This window comes from Azospirillaceae bacterium (assembly GCA_028283825.1).
Lineage (GTDB): Bacteria > Pseudomonadota > Alphaproteobacteria > Azospirillales > Azospirillaceae > Nitrospirillum.
In genome coordinates this window covers 181,576-201,833 of the sequence record JAPWJW010000005.1, presented here as the reverse complement: position 1 = coordinate 201,833, position 20,258 = coordinate 181,576, and the positions used below count along the sequence as shown (strand labels likewise).

The 20,258-nt window shown below is 69.9% G+C and carries 17 protein-coding genes; 5 read left to right on the top strand and 12 right to left on the bottom strand.

The features are described from left to right. The first annotated feature begins 19 nt into the window (after positions 1-19). Positions 20-1,048 (top strand): hypothetical protein, encoded by a 1,029-nt coding sequence (locus PW843_27650; protein MDE1150340.1) that lies wholly within the window; start codon positions 20-22, stop codon positions 1,046-1,048. Here PW843_27650 and PW843_27645 read toward each other — a convergent pair. From PW843_27645 to PW843_27595, 11 genes are all read right to left on the bottom strand, one after another. Beyond that, positions 1,041-1,382, bottom strand: coding sequence for a type II toxin-antitoxin system RelE/ParE family toxin (locus PW843_27645; GenBank protein MDE1150339.1), 342 nt, complete (start codon positions 1,380-1,382; stop codon positions 1,041-1,043). The two genes, PW843_27650 and PW843_27645, sit on opposite strands and share 8 nt — an antisense overlap. After that, on the bottom strand, positions 1,379-1,651 hold the full coding sequence (locus tag PW843_27640) for a type II toxin-antitoxin system ParD family antitoxin (protein MDE1150338.1): 273 nt from the start codon (positions 1,649-1,651) through the stop codon (positions 1,379-1,381). Before PW843_27640 ends, PW843_27645 begins: the two co-directional genes overlap by 4 nt. A 73-nt stretch (positions 1,652-1,724) precedes the next feature. Continuing rightward, positions 1,725-2,438, bottom strand: a complete 714-nt coding sequence (locus tag PW843_27635; protein MDE1150337.1) for a methyltransferase — start codon at positions 2,436-2,438, stop codon at positions 1,725-1,727. An 8-nt stretch (positions 2,439-2,446) separates the two neighbouring features. After that, on the bottom strand, positions 2,447-3,457 hold the full coding sequence (locus PW843_27630; GenBank protein ID MDE1150336.1) for a radical SAM protein: 1,011 nt from the start codon (positions 3,455-3,457) through the stop codon (positions 2,447-2,449). Between the two features lie 3 nt (positions 3,458-3,460). After that, positions 3,461-4,933, bottom strand: a complete 1,473-nt coding sequence (locus PW843_27625) for a radical SAM protein (GenBank protein ID MDE1150335.1) — start codon at positions 4,931-4,933, stop codon at positions 3,461-3,463. Positions 4,934-4,936: 3 nt separating this feature from the next. After that, positions 4,937-5,752 (bottom strand): class I SAM-dependent methyltransferase, encoded by an 816-nt coding sequence (locus tag PW843_27620; GenBank protein ID MDE1150334.1) that lies wholly within the window; start codon positions 5,750-5,752, stop codon positions 4,937-4,939. After that, positions 5,745-7,145 (bottom strand): radical SAM protein, encoded by a 1,401-nt coding sequence (locus PW843_27615; GenBank protein ID MDE1150333.1) that lies wholly within the window; start codon positions 7,143-7,145, stop codon positions 5,745-5,747. Before PW843_27615 ends, PW843_27620 begins: the two co-directional genes overlap by 8 nt. Beyond that, the gene (locus tag PW843_27610) at positions 7,142-8,659 is read right to left on the bottom strand and encodes a radical SAM protein (protein ID MDE1150332.1); all 1,518 of its coding nucleotides are present in this window, start codon (positions 8,657-8,659) and stop codon (positions 7,142-7,144) included. The genes PW843_27615 and PW843_27610 overlap by 4 nt, the downstream gene beginning before the upstream one ends. Positions 8,660-8,763: 104 nt before the next feature. Next, positions 8,764-11,742, bottom strand: coding sequence for an SLBB domain-containing protein (locus PW843_27605; protein ID MDE1150331.1), 2,979 nt, complete (start codon positions 11,740-11,742; stop codon positions 8,764-8,766). A gap of 4 nt (positions 11,743-11,746) precedes the next feature. After that, complete coding sequence (locus tag PW843_27600; protein ID MDE1150330.1) at positions 11,747-12,688, bottom strand: glycosyltransferase; 942 nt, start codon at positions 12,686-12,688, stop codon at positions 11,747-11,749. A 5-nt stretch (positions 12,689-12,693) separates the two neighbouring features. Next, on the bottom strand, positions 12,694-13,641 hold the full coding sequence (locus PW843_27595; GenBank protein MDE1150329.1) for a hypothetical protein: 948 nt from the start codon (positions 13,639-13,641) through the stop codon (positions 12,694-12,696). Positions 13,642-13,815: 174 nt separating this feature from the next. Between PW843_27595 and PW843_27590 the strand changes: the two genes are divergently transcribed. The 3 genes from PW843_27590 to PW843_27580 all read left to right on the top strand — a co-directional run bounded on the left by PW843_27590 (position 13,816) and on the right by PW843_27580 (position 17,820). Continuing rightward, on the top strand, positions 13,816-15,048 hold the full coding sequence (locus tag PW843_27590; protein MDE1150328.1) for a hypothetical protein: 1,233 nt from the start codon (positions 13,816-13,818) through the stop codon (positions 15,046-15,048). Further along, positions 15,045-16,502, top strand: coding sequence for a hypothetical protein (locus PW843_27585; protein ID MDE1150327.1), 1,458 nt, complete (start codon positions 15,045-15,047; stop codon positions 16,500-16,502). The genes PW843_27590 and PW843_27585 overlap by 4 nt, the downstream gene beginning before the upstream one ends. 118 nt (positions 16,503-16,620) lie before the next feature. Beyond that, positions 16,621-17,820 (top strand): glycosyltransferase family 4 protein, encoded by a 1,200-nt coding sequence (locus PW843_27580; protein MDE1150326.1) that lies wholly within the window; start codon positions 16,621-16,623, stop codon positions 17,818-17,820. Here PW843_27580 and PW843_27575 read toward each other — a convergent pair. Continuing rightward, the gene (locus tag PW843_27575; protein MDE1150325.1) at positions 17,812-19,230 is read right to left on the bottom strand and encodes a radical SAM protein; all 1,419 of its coding nucleotides are present in this window, start codon (positions 19,228-19,230) and stop codon (positions 17,812-17,814) included. The genes PW843_27580 and PW843_27575 overlap by 9 nt on opposite strands. Before the next feature lie 124 nt (positions 19,231-19,354). Here PW843_27575 and PW843_27570 point away from each other — a divergent pair, with 124 nt between their 5' ends. Continuing rightward, complete coding sequence (locus PW843_27570) at positions 19,355-20,254, top strand: hypothetical protein (GenBank protein ID MDE1150324.1); 900 nt, start codon at positions 19,355-19,357, stop codon at positions 20,252-20,254. Positions 20,255-20,258 lie beyond the last annotated feature (4 nt).

Here is a 20,258-nt window from a genome sequence, read left to right as displayed (position 1 = left end):
GCCCATCTGGATAGGCCCCATGCCACGGCCCGCCATCCTGACGGACATGGCGGCGACCTACGGCCGGCGGCTGGGCGACTGCATCGCCTTTCCGGGATTGGTCAATTCCCACGACCATCTGGCCTTCAGCTGCTATCCGCCCATGGGCGATCCCCCTTATGACGACTTCCTGGGATGGAGCCGGGACGTGCAGGCGGACCGGGCGCTGGTCACCCGCATCGAGGCCATCCCCGCCCCCTTGCGCCTTCAGGTCGGGCTGCTGAAGAACCTTCTGTGGGGCGTGACGGCCGTGGCCGACCATGGCGGTGCCGCCATTGATGGCCCCATCCGCGTGCTGGCGCCCTATCAGGACCTGCATTCGCCGGAACTGGCCGCCCCCTGGCGCTGGCTGGCCGGCCTGGGGCCGGCGGTGGCGCACCTGGCGGAAGGCGTGACGGCCGACAGCCGCCGCCGCGCCCTGGCGTTCCTGAAGGGCAACCTGCTCCACCGCGCCGTCGCCGGCGTCCATGGCGTGAGCCTGGAGGGCGACGATTTCCGGCACCTGGCGGCCCTGGTGTGGTGCCCCGCCAGCAACCTGTTCCTGTTCGGCCGCACGGCCGACGCCGCCACCGCCCTGCGCCACACCCGATTGCTGTTCGGCACCGACGCCACCATCTCCGCCCCTGGTACCCTGTGGGACCATCTGCGCCAGGCCCGCGGCCGCGTGGCGGATGCCGACCTGTTCGCCAGCCTCACATCCCACGCCGCCCGCTTCTGGCGGCACAGGGCCCCCGACGACCTGGTCATCGCCCGGCGCGCTGCCGATCACCCGTGGGATGCCTTCTACGCCCTGAGACCGGCCGACATCCTGCTGGTGGTCCGGGCGGGCCAGCCGATGCTGGTGGACGACCGCCTGGGCGCCCCGCCGGGCTTCGGCCGCCTGGTAGTGGGCGACGGGGCCAAGCACGTGCGCATGAACGTCGCGGACATGCTGGCGGCGCTGCGGCCTCAAATGGATACGGGCGCGCTGCTATCGCGGTTCGGCTGTGATGAACCGTCCGTCAGGTGATGGAGGGGTCAATATCCCCGCCAGCGTCGGCATCCTCTTGCAAAATGGCCTCGTAGTTCTGGCCGCCATAAAAGATGCCGACAATGGAAATAAGATCCGCGTCTATGTCGAAAGCGATCACCGCGCGCTTCCTGTAATTGGTGATGCGCAGACCGGGCCTCACGTCATCACGCATGGTCCCGCGATATGGATGGCCGCATAGGCGTTCACAATAGGTCACGATCGCTTCGGTATACCCGGCGGCAATGTCGGGTGAAGCCACCCCCGCGATATAGTGGTACAGCGCGGCCAACTGTTCCTGGGCCAGGGGGCTGAAGATGACACGATAGGTCATCGCGTCCTTTTGGCGTGTTCAGCGGCCAAGCGGGCACGCACCTGATCGACGGTGACAGCTTGGGACGGATCAGCCTTCAGCGCGTCATAAGCGGGACCGACCTGGCTGTGCAGCCAGTTTTCCACGGCCCGATCCCGTGCCATCAGCGCCCGAAGACCATCCCGTATCACTTCGCTTTCGCTAGCATATTCGCCAGCCTGCACTTTGGCCTTCACCGCCTCCGCCATTTCATTGGGCAGGGTGATGCTCAGTTGCTGGGTGGTCCGCATGCGCTGGCTCCTTAGCCGGAATATGATTTAATCCTATTCCTTCCGCGTCCCCCAGTCCAGCCACACCCTGAATCTAGGGTGACGTCGCGGAATAGATCGCCAGCGTTTCCACCCCGAAATGTCGCCACAGCACCCGTTCCACCACCAGGCCGGCCCGGGCCAGGCCGTCCAGCATGCCGGCGCAGTCGCCATGGCTGGTCAGCACGAAATAGGCGCGGCCGCCGGGCTTCAGCATGACCGGCAGTTCGGCGGCCAGCCGATCAATGACGTCGGGGCTGCGCCAGGATTGTTCGAACGAGGTGGTGGGCGTGCCCCGGAATTTGGGCAAGGAGAACAGCACCACGTCGAAGGCGCGGCCGGCCACCGGGGCGAACAGGTCGCCCTGGCGCAATTCCACCGGCACCCGGTTCAGGATGGCGTTGGCCCGGGCGCAGGACACCGCCTCCGGCACCACATCGACCGCCGTCACCTGATAGCCGCGCAGGGCCGCGAAGATGCCCAGCACGCCGCAGCCCGTGCCCACGTCCAGGGCGGTCGCCCCCTCCGGCACGGGCTGGAGCCGGGGGCTGGTGGCGATGAATTCCGCCAGGAAGCGGCCGGTGCGGAAGACCACGGGGTTGAACACCCCCGGCCAGACCACGAAGGACCGGCCCCGGATCCGCTCGAACACCGCCCGGCCCAGGCGGCGGCGCAGCACGGCACGCTTGGCCGCCGTCCAGGGCGTCCACAGCAACCGGGTGGCGGTGGAGACGGACGGCGGCGGCGGGGCCGGCTGGGGATTCGACATGACGATGCTCATAGCTTGAGGCTGCAAACACAATGCTGGCAGGTGGGGTTGGTCCCCACGTCCAGTCCGGCGCGAAAGGTCCGCGCCGCCGGGCCGTTCAGGATGTCCGGCAGGGGACCGTCGCGCAGGTTGCCGACGGGTTCATGGAAGAAACAGGGCCGCACCGTGCCGTCGGCCTCCACCACCGTGGAAACCCAGGGCGCGTTGCAGCGCACGGGTGGGGCCGGCGCCAACCCATGAGCGGCGCGGTACCGGGCGCTGATGCGGCGCAGGCGCGCCGGGCTTTCCTGGATGTAACGGCCGGCGAAGTCGCCGCCGTGGCTGGCCGCCAGCGCGTCGATGGTGGCGTCCAGCGCGTCGCATTCGGCGGGGGCCAGCCCCACCTCCTCCACCCGCCCATCCTCCCAGCCCAGCGGCCGGTTGAAGGCGGTGGAGGCGAGGTCGGCCCCCAGGAAGGAGATGCCGTCCAGGCCGATGGCCTTGGCGGCGTCGACGGTGGCCGCCAGTTCCCGAAAATTGCCCCGCTGGATGACGCAGCGCGCCGCCACGGGATAGTCTGCGCGATGACGGCGTAGCGTGCCCACACCGGCGGCCAGCGCGGCATAGGCGCCCTTGATGCCCCGGATGCGGTCGTGCGTCGCGCCCGGCCCGTCCAGCGACACGATGACCTCATCGCACCAATCCACGATGCCAGCGGCGTGGCGTTCCAGCAGCAGGCCGCTGCTGAGCAGGGTGATTTTCAGCGGCAGGGTCTTCAGCGCCGCGCACAGGGCCCACAGGTTGGGATGCATCAACGCCTCCCCACCCGACAGCACCACCCAACGCACCCCCAGGGCGCGGAAGTCGTCCACCAGCCGGTCCGCCGCCGCCTGTTCCAGGCTGGTGCCGCCGCGGTTGGCCTTCCAGATGTCGCACATGACGCAGCGGCAGTTGCAACGGCTGTGCGGCATCAGGGTGACCACCGGCACCCGGGCCAGGCGCTGGCCCCGCCACCTGCGGACCAGGGGAAACACGGCCACGGCCTAGAACCCCTGGATCTCAGGACGTTGATAGGGGAACACCTTGTCCAGCAAGCGCAGTTCGATCGGGAAGTCGTAGAACTGCGTCCTGTAGCGCCAGGAGGCCATGGTGCGCAGGGCGAAACGGCCGGTGCGGGTCAGGCGGGTGTCGGTCATGGTGGGGTACGCCGCGTGGAGCACGCGCTGGAAGTTGCCGATCCTGCGGCGGATCCTGTCGTTCATCCACGGCAGGTTGGACGACAGGTGCTGGGCGAACTTCTCCCACTTCGCCTCGGTCCAGGTGGCGACGTCCTTGGGGTATTCGAAACCCGCGGCCTGCGCCTCCTGCAGCATGGCGCCTTCCACCGGCACGGGACTGTAGATGTAGAAGACGATCTCCGTCGCCGGATTGACCTTCTTCAGCATCCGTATGAACTGGATGGTGTTTTCCGCATCCTTGTCCGGGTTCGGCGGATTGCCGATGATGAAGGACATCTCCGGCACCACGTCGTGGCGGCGCATCTTTTCCGCCACCGCCAGGATGGCGTTGCCGTCCTGCTTGCCGCCCTTGTTCATCCGCTTCAGGGTTTCCAGGTCGCCGGACTCAGCGCCCATGAACACCATCTTCAGGCCGCTCCGGCGCATCTTGGCCCAGGTGGCGTCGCTGAACTTCAGCATGGTGTCGGCGCGGCCGAAGCCCCACCAGCCGATGTCCAGGGGGGTGATGCGCTCGGCGAATTCCGCGCAGCGGGCCTCGTGGACGAAAAAGTTGCTGTCGTAGAACTCCACCGCCGTGGCGCCATGCTCACGCACCAGCTTTTCCACCACGGCGGCCGTGCGTTCCGCCGTCTGGGCGGAATAACGGCCGTTCACCTTGTGCACCACCGCGCAGAAATTGCACTGGAAGGGGCAGCCGTAGCTGGCATGGTGGGCGACGGTGCGTGAACCCAGGAAGGACGAACGGACATAGGCGTCCATGTCCACCCGGTGGTAGGGGAAGTCCGGCAGCGCGTTGATGTCGGGCACCGGCGGCTTCTGGTTCAAGTGCACCTTGCCCCCGGCGTCGCGCCAGCCCAGGCCGGGTAGGCCGGTCACATCCTCCCCCATCCGCACCTTGCGCACGAAATCACCGAACGCCAGTTCGCAATGGCCACGGAAAACGTAGTCCACGTACGGCTCCTGCATCACGATCTGGCCGTGCAGGCTGGGAAAATAGCCGCCCCACAGGATGGAGAGCTGGGGGAATTCCGCCTTCAGCGCCCGGCAGATGGGGGAGGCGTTGGACAGTTGCGGCCCCGGCATCACCGTCACGCACAGGATGTCGGCCTTGGTCTCGACCAGCGCCTGGCGCAGCGCCGCCAGCCCATCGGGCACCAGGTTGCCGTCGATGATGCGGTAGTCCTCCCGCCCTTCCAGCATGGCGCCGATGGCCAGCAGGGACATGGGCAGGACCGGCTTTTTGGAGGCGGAGCTGACGGGGTTGTAGAACAGGATCATGGCTCAGCGCTTCCCTTGGACATGCCGCAGCAGGGTCAGATGATGGTCGGCCAGCCCGGCCAGGGCGGTGCTGGCCCCCACCCGCCTTTCCCACCGCATCAGGCGGGTCAGGCGGCGCGGGTTGCGCACCAGCCCGGTGAACAGATCCGAGGGCGGCAGGAACAGGCCCACCGGATGGACGGACATTGCGTCGAAGGCCGGGGCGAAGGCGCGGGCGACGTCGCCCGGCGTCCAATAGCGGATGGGGATGGTGGTGCCGCCGATGTCGGCGGTGGCGCGGCCGAGCCAGCGGCGCACCGCCGTGCGATGCAGGCGTGCGCCGTGCCACGCCGTCTCCCACGCGCAGAAACGGCCCATGACGACCAGGGCCAAGACCCCGCCGGGGGCCACCGCCCGCCCCAGGGCCCGGGCCAGGGGCGCCAGGTCCAGGGCGCAGTTCAGCGCCCCGAAATTGGACAGCACCACGTCATAGGGGCCGCCCCCATCCGCCAGGAACAGGTCGCCGGGCGCGTTCAGGTCAACCTGCCGGGGGACGATCCGGTCGGCCAGGCCCGCGCGCGCGGCCTTGTCGACGGTCACCCGCAGCATGGCGGGCGACCCGTCGGCCGCCGTCACCCGGGCGCCGGCATGGGCCAGCCACAGCGCATCCTCCCCCGTGCCGCACCCCAGGTCCAGGACCCGCATGCCCGGCCGGACATGGGCCCCCACCTGGTGCCAGACGGCATGGCGCAGCCAGCGGCCGGGAATGCTGTGGGCGAAACCGGCGTCGTAATCGTCGGCGAAACGGTCGAAGGCGGCGGCGACGGGAAGCTCAGCCATAGTCGACCTCGTGCCGGGTGGCGTACATGGCGAGGCGGCTGAGGGCCGAGGACGCGCGCGCCTTGGCGTGGCGCAGCAGGTCGCGATCGGGCGTCGCCTCCAGCCGGCCCAGCCGGCTTTCCGCCGCCAGCCAGCGCTGGGCGTGGCGGTAGAAGCGGCGGGACTTGCGCCCCACCACGGTCAGGGCCCGGTCGCTGCCCTCATGCCAGGCGCCACCGCCGGCGATACGGTCCGCCACCTTGTCGTAATAGGGCGTGCCCTTGATGGGATAGCTGATGGTGGTCAGCACGTCGTCGGGGGCGGACAGGCGCAGGTGCCGCGCCGTGGCGTCGATGTCCTCCCACGTCTCACCGTCATAACCCAGCATGATGAAGGTGCCGGCGCGGATGCCCCGGTCCTGCACCAGGGCGATCATGTCGCGCATGCGCACGGCGTTGGTACGGCGCTGCATGGCGTCCAGGATGCGCTGCGACCCGCTTTCAGCACCAATCCAGATGCGATAGCAGGCCAGATCCGCCAGCAGGTCGGCCACCCGCTCGTTCAGGCGGTCCTCCCGCGTGATGGTCTCAAACGGGTATCGCAGGCCCCGGCGCTTCATCTCCGCCGCGAACTGCTCCAGCCATTTCTGGTTGATGGTGAAGACGTCGTCGGCGAACCACAACTGGTCCGGCGCGTAGGCGTCGCGGATGAACTCGATCTCATCGGCCACGTTCCGGGCGGACCGGCGGCGATGGCTGTGGCCGAAGACGGAATGGCTGCACCAGTTGCAGGTGTAGGGGCAGCCCCGTGCCACGATGAGGGAGACGGAACGGACGCCGTGGTGCGTCTTCCAGGTTTGCAGATAGCGCTCCAGATCGATGGCGCCCCGGTCGGGGAAAGGCTGGGCGTCCAGGTCGGCGATCTGCCGGCGCGCCGGCGTGTGGCGCACGCCGCCATCCGCGTCCCGGTAGGCGATGCCGTGGATCTGGTCCAGTTCCCTCAGGCCGTGGCGGGCCAGGTGGGGGATCAGTTCGGCCAGGGTCAGTTCCCCTTCCCCCGACACGACGATGTCGCCGCCGCGCGCCAGGTATTCCCCGGCGTAGTTCGCCGGCTCCGGCCCGCCGAAGATGACGGTGGCGCCCACGGCCTTGGCGGCGGCGGCCAGGCGCAGGGCGTTTCCCCGGGTCATGAGGTTGGCGTAGATGCCCACCACGCCGGGGCGCTTCGCCGCCAGGGCGGCCCGGGCCGCGTCCATATCCATGAAGGTGGTGTCCATCACCGCCACCCCGAAGCCAGAAGCCTTGAGGTGGGAGGAGAGGTAGAGCAGGCCCAAGGGCGGATAGGGCTTCATCACCGCCCGCTCCGCCGGGTCCTCCATCAGGAAATAGCCGTGGGTCAGCAGGATGTCGGTCACGATGCCGCCTTGCCCCCCGTCATCGCCCCGGGTGCGACCTCGGGGCCGGCGGAATGGGGCATCAGGCGCAGCAGGTGCAGCCGCGCCCAGGACAGTGGAATGGCGACACAGCAATAGACGACGAAGGCCAGCGCCCGCAGATGGCCGCCACCGTCCGCCTTGCCGGCCAGCACGCCGCGCAGTTGCGCCACCGCCCGGCGCACGCGGAAGTCCCGGTGCACATGGCGGTGCAGGTGGCGGTAGAAGGCGGTAGTGTACGGGCCCCGGGACAGCATGGCCATGTCGGACGACACGTCCCAATGCCGCTTGTCCCGCAACTGGTTTCGCACCCGATCGAAGAACACCGTCCCCGGCAGGGGGTAGGAGACGGAGATGCCCATCTCATCCGGCCGGGTGGCGCGCAGCATGGCCAGGGTCTGGCCGATCTCCGCCATCCCCTCGCCCGGATAACCGAACTGGAGGAAATGGCCGACGCGGATGCCGGCGGCCTTCAAGGTCGCCGTGGCATTCGCGATTTCCGCCGTCGACAGATCCTTGTCCATGGCGTCCAGGATCGCCTGGCTGCCGGACTCCGCCCCCAGCCAGACGATGTCGCAGCCGGCGCGCCTCAAATCATCGGCGGCCCCCTCGCGCAGCACCAGGTCGGCGCGGCTGAGGCATTTGAACGGCACCTTGACGCCCAACGCGTCGATGGCGGCCGCGAACTCCCCCCACCAGCGGGGCTTCAGCCCCATGATGTCATCCATGAACCAGATGTAGTCGGGGGCGGCCCGGCAGACCAGACCCGCCAGTTCCTCCGCCACCTGCCGGGGGGACCTCACGGCGTACCCCTGGCCCCAGATGGGCTTCGCGCACCAATTGCAGGAATAGGGGCACCCGCGCGAAGTGACGAGGTTGAGGGCGAAGAAACCATGGTGCCGGCGCCAGATCCGGCGATAGGCATCCATCTCCACCAGGTCCCAGGCCGGCGGCGGCAGGGCGTCCAGGTCCCGCAGCACCTCGCGCTTCGGCGTGCGCGCCGTCTTGCCATCCCGGCGCCAGGCCAGCCCCTTGATGGCGGACAGGTCGTCGGCGCCGGTACGCCAGGCGGCGGTCAGTTCCGCCAGGGTCAATTCCCCCTCACCCACGATGACGGCGCCGGCGCCCGCGTCGAGATAGGGGTCGGGGTGGTCGGCGGCGTCGGCGCTGCAGAGGACGACCCTGGCGCCCAGGGCCGTGGCGGCGGCGATCATGTCCAGCGCCGCCTGCCGCATCGCAGACAGGCACATCTTGGACAGGTAGTTGAAATTGTCGTCGTAAAGGACCGCCACGTCCGGCCGCACCTCCGCCACCCGCGCCGACCATTCCGCCACCGCGCCCGCCATCATGGCGTCGAAAAAATGCACCTCATGCCCGGCCGCCCGCAGCATGCCGGCGGCATAAAGGGTGCCCAGCGGCGGAAACGGCTGATGTTCCGCCCACCGCGCCGGATCCAGGCGAAGGAAATAAACACTGCCGACCAGTATGCGAGGCATCCGCCATCCCATCCGCGGAGGAAGAATGGAACGGCCCCCAGGCGCCGTCCCCACAAACCAAGGACGGAAACCGGGGGGCCTTTATTCCCTGGTTCCCTGGCGGCCTAGTTGGAAATCACCGCCAGCGAGGCGCCGGTGATGGCCAGCTGGCTGGTGACCTGGATGATGTCCATCAGGATGCTGTCCCAGGTGAAGTGGCGCAGCTTGCGCGGCACGACGATGACGGAGCCGGGCGCCAGCTTGGGCGGGGCGGACAGCCAGCCGCCACCGTCCACCTGGATGGCGGAACCGTCGGGCTGGACCACGAAGACATGGTCGTCGTCCGCGATCTCCGTCATGCCGCCGGCCATGGCGATGTAGTCGTCCACGCCGCGGTCGGCGCGGAACTGGATGCCGCCCGGCGCCATCACCTCACCCGACACCACCACGGCGCTGGGCTGGCGCGGCACGACCAGCTGGTCGCCCGGTTCCATCACCAGGTCCAGTTCCGGATGGGCCGCGATCTCGCGCGGGTCGACATGCACCGCCACCCGGCCGCTGGCGGGGCCGACGCCCTGGCGCAGGCGGCCGATCATCTGGGTGACGTAGGCGATCTCGCCATCCGTCACCTGCACCTTGCCGCCGACATTGCCGACGACGGAAACGATCTGCCGCTCCAGCGCGTCGGCCTCCTTCTCCAGGGTCTTGCGCTGGGATTCCGCCACCGACTGGCGCAGGAAGACCACACCCGCCGGGTAGGCGGCATCCGTGAACCCGCCGGCCCGCGCCAGCACGGAGGACAGATGCTCGCCCCGCAGGATCTCATACCCGCCGGGGAACTTGACCTCACCCGACAAGGCGACGTCGCCCGTGTCGCGATCGGAGAAGACCGGGTTGAAGCGCACCCGGTCGAAGGGCTTCAACGCCACCTGGGTGAATTGCGCCACCGGCAGGCCATAGCTGTGGCGCACCGTGCGCGACAGGCCGGAGGCGTTGTCGATGTCGGCGGAGGTCACCTCGAAGGCGTGCAGGTCGACCTTGGGCGTCAGGCCGCCGGCCGCCTGCACCAGCTTGTCCAGCGTGGCGCCCGGCATGACCAGGAAGTCGCCGGGGCTGTTGACCTCCCCCACCACGGTGACGTGGTAGTTGGTGAGCGTGCCGACCAGCAGGCGGCGGGTGTCGTCGTCCAGGCCCACGAACAGGCGCGGCGGCGGCCGGCGGAAACGCTGGGCCTGGCTGGCGCCCGGTTGGCCGGCACCCAGGGAACCGGCACCGACCGGCAGGGCCGCCATCTGGTCCTGGTCATCGTCCGCCCGGGCGGTGCTGCCATCCTGGGCGGTGACGACGTCGGGCGGCGCCACGATACCGGGGTTCAGCCGTTCCTCCTCCGGCCTGGCCGCTTCCTGGTCCTGGGGGGCCTGGATCTGCTGGCCGGCGGCGTAGGCGGCATAGGCCGGGTTGGCGGCCAGCAGCGACGCCCCACCCTGGGCCATGCCGGTGGATTGGCCCGCCGGCAACTGGATGCCCTGCAATGCGGCCAGTTGGGCGATGCGCGGATCCGCCGCCAATCCGGGCGGCAGGGCTGCCACTTGCGCCTGCACGGCGGCGGGATCGGCCACCGGCGGCGGGGCCACCGGATCGGGATGGTCATTGACCTTGCGTGTGGGGTTGCGCTGCTGGTCGCCCGCCTTGTGGGCGATGTAGCGCATCTCCGCCACGTTGGTGATGTAGACGACGTCGTTGGACTGCAGCGCCACGTCGGCCTTGCCCTCCAGCACGTCGGAGACGGCGAACGGTATGACCGTGCGCTGCAGGGTGGCCGGGTCCAGGCGGATGACGGCGTCGGCCAGCAGATAGGGCAAGGGCCGGCCCACCGGGGCCGTGAACATGTCGCTGGAGGCCAGCAGGCCGCGCAAGGAGCGCACGGTTTCCAGGGGATAGCTTCCGTTCAGGGCGGTGGCACCACGCAGTTCCACCTTGGCCAGCGAGATGTCGGCCGTGGGGGCCACGAACACCACGTCGCCGTCGCGGACCGTGGTGCCGCCACCGGCCCCCACCTGGACCATCTCACGCCTGCCGTCCTCCCGCGTGCGCAGGATGGAATAACGATAGCTGCCGCGCACCTCCGTCCCGCCAGCCATGCCCATCAGGGCGGACAAGGGCGTGGCTTGCTGCCCGGCCGGCAGTTCATAGATGGCCGGGCGCTTCACCTGGCCAACGATCGCCACGGCGCTGGTCTGCAAGGGCACGACGATGCGGTCGCCCTCCGCCAAGGGAATGTCGCGGCCGGCGGCGTCGCCCATCAGCAGGGTGTAGAGATCCAGGCGATAGCTGCGGCCACCCCGCACCACCTGCACGTCGCGCAAGGAGCCTGTGTTCCTGATGCCGCCCGCCAGGCTGAGGGCGTCCATGGCGGTGGCCAGGCCCGACAGGCTGAACAGGCCGGGCGCGTTGACCTCACCCGTCACGCGCACGGCGATCTGGCGCACGGCACCCACGGACACCAACACCTCCGTTCCCGTCAGGGCGCGCGCGGCGGCATCCTCCAGATCCGCGCGGAACCCGCCGAAGGGGCGACCGGCGGCGGCGATGGGCGGCAGGCTGGGGAACACCACGCGGCCGTCACGGTCCACCCGGGTGCGGTAACTGGCGTTCTGCTGGCCGCGCAGGGTCAGCACGATCTCATCCCCCTCGCCCAGGGTGTAGCCGTCCTGCAAGGCGCCACTCTGCCGCACCACCACGGGGGCACCCCGGCCGAACACCTCATAGCCGTACTGGCGGATGGGCTGGCCGGCCCGCGCGCTCATCAGCCGTTCGATCGCCGAGGGCGGGCCGGAAGCCTGGGGGGCCGGTTGGACGACCGGGTTCTGCACCTGCACGTCGGGCTGCAAGGAGGGGACGGTGGACTGGCCGGTCAGGCGCTGCTGCACCGAGCGCAGCAGGTCGCCCGTCAGGTCGTTGCCGTTGCCGCCGCCCAGCAGTTGCGACAGCCCCTGCGCCTGGGCCAGGCCCGGCGTCACGCCGGACGCCAACGCCGCCAGCACCAAGGCATGGTGGGCCCATTTGCGGCCTAAGCTCATCGTCGCCCCAATCTTCTTCGTCATCGTTTCAGGCCCTCACGAGCCAAGGTGTCCGGTGGAACGCCTGCCGCCACAGCAGGCGGGCCAGCCAGGTCCAGGATGGTGCCGCCGGCACCAGGGCGCCGGACCAGGCCCAGGCGGCCCCGAGATGGCCCCGGGTCAGCCAGGCGGCCCGCAGCAGCAGGCTGGCCCGGATCCTGGGATAGTCCGGCGCGACCTGGGCGGCCCGGCAGGCCCATTCCATGACCCGCACGTCGCCGGCCAGCCGCCCCCGGGGGTCCATGCCGCTGTGGAACCGGCCGGGCCGCGCCCGCCAGCGGGAGATGGGCCGATCCAGATAGACCACCCCGCCCCCCGCCGCGCGGGAGAAGACGGCAGTGGCCAACTGGTCGGTATGGCTTTCGTCCGCCGGGTCGAAGCGCAGGCGCGCGCCACCGCCGATCCGATAAAGGTTGGCCCCCAGGGGGCCGTAGAGCATGGCGCCGGTGGCCAGCGACTGGGCCAGAAAATCCCGTGCCGCCGCCCGGTCCGCCCCCCGCCACAGGATGCGCCGCGCGACGCGCCGGGGCCGCAAGGCCTCATCCACGATCTCATAGCTGGCGATGCCCAGGCAGGCGCCCGCCGCCACCATGCGGTCGCGCAACGCGACCAGGCCCACCCCATGCACCAGGTCGCCCACCATCAGGAACAGGGCGAAGCCGAAGCCCATCCCCTCCGCCATCTCCACGGCGCGGTTCCAGTTGGCGACGCGGCCCAGGTTCCGGTCGTTGCGGCAAAGGGTGATGGCCGCCCCGTGCGCGTCCCGGGTGGGCAGGGCATCGGCACTGCCGTCGGTGGAGGCGTTGTCGCACACCACGATCTCATAGCTGTCCGGGGGCAGGCCCGCCCCGGCGGCGGACGCCACCGTCTCGGCCAGCAGCGCGCCGCCGTTGTAGCTGGGCACCAGGATGGCGATCTTGAAGGTGCGCATGGTGGTCAACGGCGTCCCACGGCGCGGCCGCGCAGATGCACGGCACCGGCGGCCAGCAGGGCGCCCAGGATGACGCCCAGCGCCAGGAACAGGGGCCGGTTGGGCCACACCCGTTCCCGCGCGTCGGGCACGGTTGGGGGATCGATGATGCGGAAGGCGAATTCCGTCTGGCCGGTGGCGTACATGTAATTCTGCAGCGTGCGCTCATACGCGCTGACCAAGGCGGCGTTCAGGGCGTTGCTGTTGCCCTCCTTCTGGGCGTTCGCCATGGCGCCGCGCAGATAGTCCAGGTTGTGGTTGGCGTCGGCCAGGGCGCGGTCGCGCAGCTGGGCGTTGGTCAGCGCGATCAGGTCGCGGGCCCAGCGCACCGCCAGGTCCCTGTCCTTCCAGGTGATGGCCAGGGTGACGATGCCGCTGCGCCGGTCCAGCGTGATGTCACGGATGCTGCGGTTGAACAGCTTGAACCCCCGGCGCAGGGTCGGCACCTCGTCCGCCGGTACCGTCCACCGCTTGGCCGACGCGTCCCACTTGCCGGCGAACAGGATGGGCAGCAGGTCCTGCCGGGTGGCGTAGGTGTCGAACAGCTCACGCGAGCCCAGGACGGCCATGGCCTCATCCTCGTTGGAGGAGGAGGATTTGCCCAAAAGGCCCGCCACGCCTCCCAGCCCACCCAGGCCGCTGAGCAGGCCGGACGCGCTGCCCAGATCCAGGCTGCCCAGGCCGGACCCGCTTTTGGACACCGGCATCACCAGCACCTCCACCCGCCAGTAGGAGGGCAACAGGAAAGCCGCCGCCACGGAGGCGCCGACGCTGAGCAGGAACAGGAGGGTGGCCAGGAACCAGTGGCGGCGCAAGCGGCCCAGGAACAGGTCAAGACCATTGGAATCCTGGCCGCGCGGCACCCAGGCGATGTCGGCGGCATCATTGGGCGCGGCGCGGCTGGCCCATGCCAAATCTGGAGTATCCACGCCCACCGTTATCGCCCCCACTCGCCGGAAACCTGGCAGAACGACGGATGGCGGCGGGCCGATATTCCCCAATTCCGGAAAAATATAGTGCTTCCCCGCGCGGGGGCCCGGCGCCACCCTGTCCCCACTTCCAGGATCATCACCGCGACGGGTGCATCAGTGAAAAGGACGGGGCTGGGACTTGCCGGCGGGCTGGCCGACCAGGCCATCGTCAGCTTCGGCAATTTCGCGCTGAACGTGACGCTGGCCCGCGCCCTGCCCGCCGCGGACTACGGCGCCTATGCCGTGGCGCTGTCCTTCATCCTGGTGCTGAACACCCTGCACCAGGCGCTGGTGACCTACCCCTTGTCGGTGCGCGCGTCCCCAGGCGGCCGGCCGCTGGCCGTGGCCCTGCTGCTGACGCCGCTGTGCGCCCTGGCCTTCCTGCCCCTGCTGGCCATGGCCAGCACCAGCGTCGGCCATCCGGGCCTGCTGCCCGCCGCCGGGGCCGCCCTGGTCTGCTGGCAGATGCAGGAGGTGGTGCGGCGCGGTCTGCTGGCCGACGGCCGCCATGGCCCGCTGATCCTGCTGGACGCCCTGCGCTATCTGGGGCCGCCGGCCATCGTGTGGGCCCTGCGCGCCCATCTGGACATCAGCGGCGTCTTCCTGCTGGTCGCCGGCACATCGGCACTGGCGGCGTTGCCGGTGGCCTGGCGCCTGGGCGGGGCCTGGCGGACGGCCGCCCAGGGCCTGCGGGACGAGATCCCGGATCACTGGCGCCTGGGCGCGCCGGTGCTGGGGGCCAACCTGCTGGCGGCGCTGTCCACGCAATGGTTCCTGTGGCTGCTGGCCTGGCACGACGATGCGCCCGGCTCCGCCGCCCTGGTGGCCCTGGCCAACGTCGTGGCCGTGGCCAGCCCCGTCATCTTCGGCATGGAGAACGTGCTGGTGCCGGAGGTGGCGCGCGCGCGCGACACCTTGAGCTTCCGCGACCTGCTGCGCCTGGTGGGCCGGCGGGGCCTGGTGGCGGCGGGTCTGGCCGGGCCCCTGTTGCTGGTGGTCCTGGCGGCGCCCGACTGGGCGGCGCGCCTGTTCTATGGCGGCGCCAGCGCCTATGCCGGCCATGGGTGGGAACTGCGCCTGCTGGCGCTGGCCTACGCCTGCCAGTTGGCCGCCACCCTGTTCAGCGCGGCGCTGCGGGGATATCGCGCCAGCGGCGCCGTCTTGCGCATGCAACTGTACCCCGCCCTGTTCGGCCTGACCCTGGGCAGCTGGCTCACCTGGCGTTTCGGCCTGGGTGGCGCCTGCGTCGCCTCACTGGCGGCCGGCGCGCTGCGCGCCGCCGTGGGCCTGGCCTGCCTGCGGCACCTGCGGCCGCTGACCCGGGCGCGGCCCGCCTTGGCGGCGTCATGACGGCCGACACGCTGGCCCCCCTGGAGCGGTGGTTGTGGCGGGCCCTGCTGCTGTGTGTGCCGGTGTCGGCCACGCCCCTGCTGCCCTTCGGCAACGGCACGCTGGCCCGGCCGCTGGCCATCGTGCCGGCGGCCCTGCTGCTGATCCTGGCCGCCTATCGCCTGCTGGTGCTGGGCCAGCGGCCCCGCCTGGCCGCCGACGGCTTCGTGGCGCTGGGCCTGTTCACCCTCTACATCGTCGTCAGCGGCCTGGGCGTGGTGATGGTGCAGCCGCCCGACGCCTTCAAGGGCCAGACGCCGCTGGACAGCCTGGTCCGCGCCCTGCTGACCTGGGGCGTGGGCCTGGCCTTCTACGTCGTGGCCCGGCTGCAGATCCGCACGGCGGCCGACATCCGCCTGACCCTGCGCCACCTGTTCATCGGCATGGGCGTGTCCATCGCCTTCGCGGGATTGCAGGTGGTGGCCATGGCCCAGCATGGCGAGCTGCTGCGCATCGTCCAGGCCATCACCGACCTGATCGCCGTGCGTTATGACGGCCTGGTCAACCGCGCCCAGGGCATGACGTTCGAGCCGTCGTGGCTGGCCACCCAGATCATCGTGCTGCTGATCCCAGCCCTGATCGCCCGGTCCATGGCGCGTCAGGAAGGCGTAGGCGCACCGGCATCGCCCGGCCACGCCCTGCGCCTGGGCGCAGGCTTCGCCGTGGCCATCGGCGGCCTGCTGTTCTCCGGTTCCCGCTTCGGCCTGGCCTGCATCGTCGCCATGCTGGGGCTCAGCGTCTTCCTGGCCGCCCTGCGCGGCCGCATCGTGGCGGCGGCGACCTTCCTGGGCGTGATGGTGGCCGGCGGCGCCGCCGTGGTGGCCATGAGCGGCCTGGGTGCCGGCGCCGGCGCCACCTATGTCATGGGGCCGGTCGCCTATCTGACGGAATCCGCCGACCTCGGCAGTCTTGCCGGCGGGGACCTGGCCACCGGCCTGACCGACGCCCTGGCCCTGGCCGGCCGCTTCGCCGCGGCGGAGGCCGCCGGCCTCACCTGGCTGGATCATCCGGTCTTCGGCGTCTCTCTCGGCAACAACTACCGCTATTTCGGCGCATACGCGCCCGACTGGGCCTTCACCACACAGCTGTTCACCCAGGGCGCCAAGGAAGGTATCGGCTGGCTGGACCCCAATTCACCCGAGAAGGGCAATGCCAAGAACCTGTTCCTGCGCCTGCTGTCGGAAACGGGGGTGCTGGGTTTCGCCCTGTTCATCGCCTTCTTCTGGCGCCAGCTGTTCCGGGGCCGGCCGCACGACGCCTTCCACCGTTATTTCCGCCTGGCCAGCGCCGCGGCGCTGGGCTTCAGCTTCCTGAACCAGGACACCTTCGTCGACGCCGGCCTGTGGATCCCGCTGGCGCTCTGCTGCGCCATGAATCATTTGCCCCGCCACGATTTGGCGGCCGCCAGGGAATAGACGGGGGCCCCGATCCGTCCTGGGGAAAGGCGCACACGGGGATGCGCCCTCCTCAGGTGGACGTATGGACAACCCCACAAGACCCGCCTTGCCAAGACCCGCCCTGCGGATCGCCTTCGTGACGACCCGCGACCTGGCCCAGCGCAACGGCCGCACCCCCATCATGGGCCATATCCTGCGGGCCCTGCGCCATCGCCACACGGTGGAGGTGCTGACCCTGCATTCCGTGATGCAGGGTGGGGCGACGGATCGCCTGGCGGTCGCGGCGGCCTGGCTGGCCAGCCTGGCGGCGGGGCGCCCCCTGCCCCTGCAATGCCTGCTGTACGCCGGCCCGCGAGAGGCGAAGCGGGTGGCGGCCCGCATCGTGGCCGGGGCGTTCGACGCCGTCTATCTGGACACCGTGCGCTGCCAGGCCCTGCTGCGCACCTTGCGCCGCAGCCTGCCCGACCTGCACATCGTCACCGATTTCGATGACCTCATGTCCCGGCGCATGACCTTTCTGCGCCGCCACCGCCTTCCCCTGCTGACCGGCCATGTCGGTCCGCATTTCCCCCGCTGGGCGCGCCGCCTGACCGAAGGGCCGCTGGCCCGGCTGGTGACGGCGTATGAGGCCGGAACCCTGCCGGCGGCGGAGCGGGAGGTGATGCTGGCCTCCAGCGCCACGGTGCTGCTGTCGCCGGTTGAACGCCAGATGCTCTGCCAACACGCGCCGGCGGCCGGCCCACCGATGGTGCGCGCCATCCCGCCGGGCGTGTCTCCGCGCGCGGCCCCCTGGGGACGGGACGCCCCCCTGCGCTTCGTCTTCATCGGCAGCGACCGGCAGCTTCAGAACTGCACGGCCATCGATTTCCTGCTGGATCAATGGCGGCGCCTGCGACCCACCACGCGGCTGCACATCCATGGCCGCCAGACACGCCCCTTGGCGCGGGTGCCGGGCGTCCACTGGCACGGCTATGCCGACGACCTGGCGCAGGTGTACCGGCCGGGCAGCATCGCGCTGGTGCCGGCGCTGGTGGCCGGGGGCATCAAGACCAAGGTGGCCGAGGCCTGGGCCTGGGGCTGCCCCGTGCTGGGCAATGGCACGGCCATGGAGGGCCTGGGCGTCCCCGGATACCCGCTGACGCTGCCCGAAGACCAGTGGGCCCCCTACCTGACCCGGCCCGAAGCCTATGCCGACCTGTGGGCCGACGCCGCGCGTAAGGGAGCCGCGTTCGTGCGCGGCACCCTGTCGCCCGAGGGGTTCGAGCGCGCCTGGGAAGCGGCCCTGCACCCCAGGCCCGCCGCCCTGGCCGACCTTGCCGGCCAAGCCTCAGGATAGGGAGGGTTCGGGACGCAGATGCTGGACCAGGAACTTCTCCACCGGGGCGGCGTAGACGTCATGGTCGATGCGCCAACGCGCCACCCGGCGCAGCAAACCGCTGGCACCGGCTCCCGTGGCCACCGGGCCGGCGGCATACTTGTTGTAGAACTTGAAACGCTCGATCCGGCGGTAGAGATGCGGCGGCACCCAGGTGCCCGCCGGCCCCGCCACATAGTCGAACCGCGCCCAGTCATCCAGCGTGCGCGGCGTCTGGTCCGCCACGGCGGCGGCCAGGGCCGAGCCGGGATAGGGCTTGTAGTAGAACAGTGGGGTTTCGAACCGGGGGCTCATGGCGCGCAGGGTCTTGATCAGGCCCAGCGTCGCCTCGACCTGGTCCTCCGTCTCTTCCGGAAAACCCACGATGAAGGAGAAGATGACGGCGATGTCGTGCTGCCGGCACTTGGCGGCCGTTTCCAGGATGGCATCGATGGTGGTGTCCTTCTTGATGCGCCTCATCATCTCGTGGGATCCTGTTTCCACCCCCACCAGCACGCGGCGCAGGCCGGAACGGACGCACAGGCGCCAGATCTCATCCGGCAGCCGCACGCCCTGGTCGGCGCGCATGGTGCCGGCCCAGGTGAAATCCAGCCCCCGGCGCAGGAACTCCTCACAGATGTCGGCCACCCGGTTGCGGTGGGTGAAATAGGTCTCATCCTGGAAGTTCAGGTCGGTGAAGCGGTAGCGGCGCCACAGCGCCTCGATCTCCGCCCCCATGCGGCTGGCGGAGATGGCCTTCCAGTCGCGGCCATAGACGAAGGGGTCGGCGCAGAAGGCGCACCGGAAATTGCAGCCGATGGAGCCGATATAGTCCAGTTGCCGCCGGCCCTTGAACTGGAAATACCGCTCCACCGGGATCAGGTCGAAATTGGGCGGCGCGAAGGCGTCGAGGCTTTCCAGGTGCCGCGCCTTGGTGCGCACCACCCGGTCGCCGTCGCGATAGGCGATGCCGGCGATCCCTTCCACGTCGGCGCCCTCGGCCAGCCGATCCACGATCTCCGCGAAGGTGCGTTCGCCCTGCCCCGCCACGGTGATGTCGATGCTGGGCTCCGCCAGCGTTTCCACCGGAAAAAGGGAGGGGTGCCAGCCGCCGGCCACGGTGGTGAGACCGGGCCGGGCCCGTTTCACCGCCCGCAGCATGGCCAGCGCGTCGCCCAGCGGCCGGCCGGTCAGCATGGTGACACCGAAGCACAGGGCGCCGTCGATGGCCCGCAGCACCGCGCCCTGGGGATCCGCCTCGATCCGCGCATCGATGATGCGCACGTCGAAGCGCGCGGGATCAAGGTTGGAGCCGATGGCCAGCAGGCCCAGCGGCATGGTGTGGAAGACGGCGGTTGGGTTGTAAAGAACGACCTTGTGCCTGATGGCCATGATCCACCCAAAATCAATAATGGATGGCGCAGCATATACGGAAAAATAAAATAAACAATGCGCCATACATAATAAATAATCAGAACAAACAAATGTCGATACTGATCAGGCGGCAGGAGATTCCATGACAATCGCCCTCACGATGAATAAACTGGAGACGGCGATTTATTCTACGATCGCGTATCGGGATGTTTTTAACTTCCCGGTCACGGCGCTGGAAATCCATCGTTACCTGCATGGCATCCGCTGCGCGCCGGAGGACGTGCGGCACGCCTTGAGTGGCCCGGCCCTGGCGCGCCATCTGGAGGGCGACGGCACCTATCACGCCCTGCGCGGCCGGACCGATCTGTTCGCCATCCGCAGCGCCCGGCGGGACCTGTCGCGCCGGCAGCAGCCCACCGCCCGGCGCTACGCCCGCTTCCTGGCCAGCCTGCCCAACGTGCGCATGGTGGCGATGACGGGCTCTCTCGCCGCCGGCAACTTCCCGCCCGACGGCGACATCGACTTCCTGCTGGTGACGGACGCCGGCACCATGTGGCGCACGCGGGCCCTGTGCCGCCTGCTGGCTCTGGCGGATGCCAGGCTGGCCCGGGGCCTGTTCTGCCCCAACACCTTCCTGTCCCTGGCGGCCCTGCCCCTGGCCCGCCGCAGCCTCTATGACGCGCAGGAACTGTGCCAGATGATACCGCTCTACGGCTTGGACATGTACGAGACGGTGCGCGCGGCCAACGCCTGGACGGCCGACTGGCTGCCCAACGCCGCGGGCGCACCACCAGACAGCCTGAACCACCGCCCCTATGCCGCCGGCCTGAAACGCGCCGGCGAATGGCTGCTGGACAGCCCGGTGGGCCGGGCGCTGGAGGGGCTGGAGGCGCGGCGCAAAATCCACCGCTTCAACGAGACCGACCGGCTGAAGGGCGCCTGGACCCGCTCCACCCCCGAATCCCACAGCCTATGGGACGAGATGCGCCTGAAGATCGAGGCGGCGTGGCGGGCCCGCATGGATGAGCTGGCGGCGCGGTAGGCGG